The organism is Labrys wisconsinensis, from assembly GCF_030814995.1.
Lineage (GTDB): Bacteria > Pseudomonadota > Alphaproteobacteria > Rhizobiales > Labraceae > Labrys > Labrys wisconsinensis.
The window spans coordinates 1-1,713 of the sequence record NZ_JAUSVX010000050.1; the positions used below are offsets into that span (position 1 = coordinate 1).

General features: G+C 68.8%; 2 protein-coding genes. Both read right to left on the minus strand.

The features are described from left to right. Positions 1–896 (minus strand): ABC transporter permease (locus tag QO011_RS42455; protein ID WP_307286764.1); only part of this gene is annotated, 896 nt, incomplete at its 3' end. Between the two features lie 63 nt (positions 897–959). Beyond that, positions 960–1,713 (minus strand): ATP-binding cassette domain-containing protein (locus QO011_RS42460; protein ID WP_307286766.1); only part of this gene is annotated, 754 nt, incomplete at its 5' end.

A 1,713-nucleotide genomic window follows, 5' to 3' on the forward strand; every position in this document is an offset into this window, starting at 1 on the left:
TAGGCCCCGCCCTCGCCCCCCATCAGGTTGGCCCCGCCGATCACCGTCGAGGCGATCGCCCGAAGCTCGTAGCCCGTGCCCAGCGCGTTGATCGCCGACCCCGCCCAGCCCACGCTCAGGATCGCCGACACCGCCGCTGCCAGACCCGACACCGCATAGGCCTGCAGCTTCACCCGCTTCACCGGCACGCCGGTCAGCACCGCCGCCTGCTCGTTGCCGCCCACCGCCTGCAGGTGGCGCCCCCACGTCGTCATCCGCAGCACCACCGCGAACACCACCGTCAGCACCACCAGCACCCACACCGGGTTGGCGATCCCCAGGAACGAGCCCGAGCCGATCGCCTTGAACGCCGCTCCGCCGTCCCCGAACTTGTAGATCATCCGGTTGCCCGACAGGATCACCGCCACCGACCGCGCCGCCGACAGCATGCCCAGCGTCACCACGAAGGACGACAGCCCGACATAGGCCACCAGCGCCCCGTTGATCAGCCCCGCCACCAGCCCGGCCGCCAGCCCCGCCGCCACCGCCGCATACCAGGGATAGCCCGCCTCCAGCGTCAGCCCGCACGCCACCGCCGTCAGCCCCATGATCGAGCCGACCGACAGGTCGATCCCCCCGGTGATGATCACCGCCGTCAGACCCAGCGCCATGATGCCGATGAAGGCGAAGTTGCGCGTGATGTTGTAGAAATTGTCCTCGCTGTGGAAGCGCGGCTCGCGGATCGACATCACCACGCAGATCACCAGCAGCGCCACCGTCACCCAGAACGCCTGGCTCGCCACCAGGCTCTGCCACAGCGTCTTCTCCCTGACGCCGAGCACCGCTTCGATCGACACGTTCGCCGGCCCCGGCTTGCCGCCGGCCGCCCGCGCCTGGCTCACGGGTGTGTCGCTCATGGATGCATCCTCGCGGCTGCGTTGCGGATCGGGCAAGCCCTCGTCACACTCATGGCGCCCCCCTCACGCGGCATGGATGGCGCCGGTGATCAGACCGGTCACCTCTTCGGGCGAGCTCGACGCGATGCGCTTGTCCGCCACCTTGCGCCCCCGCCGCATCACGATCACCCGGTCGCACACCTCGAACACGTCGGGCATGCGGTGGCTGATCAAGACCACCGTGATCCCGGCATCGCGCAGCCGCCGGATCAGCCCCAGAACCTCCGCCACCTGCCGCACGCTGATCGCCGCCGTCGGCTCGTCCATCAGCACGATCTTGGCTTCCGACAGCCGCGTCCGCGCGATCGCCACCGCCTGGCGCTGCCCGCCCGACATCTGCCGCACCAGGTCGCGCGGCCGCGTCTCCGACTTCAGCTCCGCGAACAGCTCCCCGGCCTTCCTGATCATCCGGCCATGGTCCAGCCAGCGCACCGGACCCACCGCCTTCTTCAGCTCCCGGCCCAGGAACACGTTCGCCGCCGCGGTGAGGTTGTTGCACAGCGCCAGGTCCTGGTAGACCACCTCGATGCCCTTGGCCCGTGCCTCCACCGGCTTGTGGAAATGCACCACCTCGCCGTCCAGCACGATCTCCCCGCTGGAAGGCGGAAAGTTCCCGGCAATCAGCTTCACCAGCGTCGACTTGCCCGCCCCGTTGTCCCCCATCAGCCCGATGATCTCGCCGCGATCCACCGAGAACTCCACATCCGTCAGCGCCTTGATCGCTCCAAAACTCTTCGAAACCTTGCGAAGGTCGAGCAACGCCATCGATCTTCCTCCC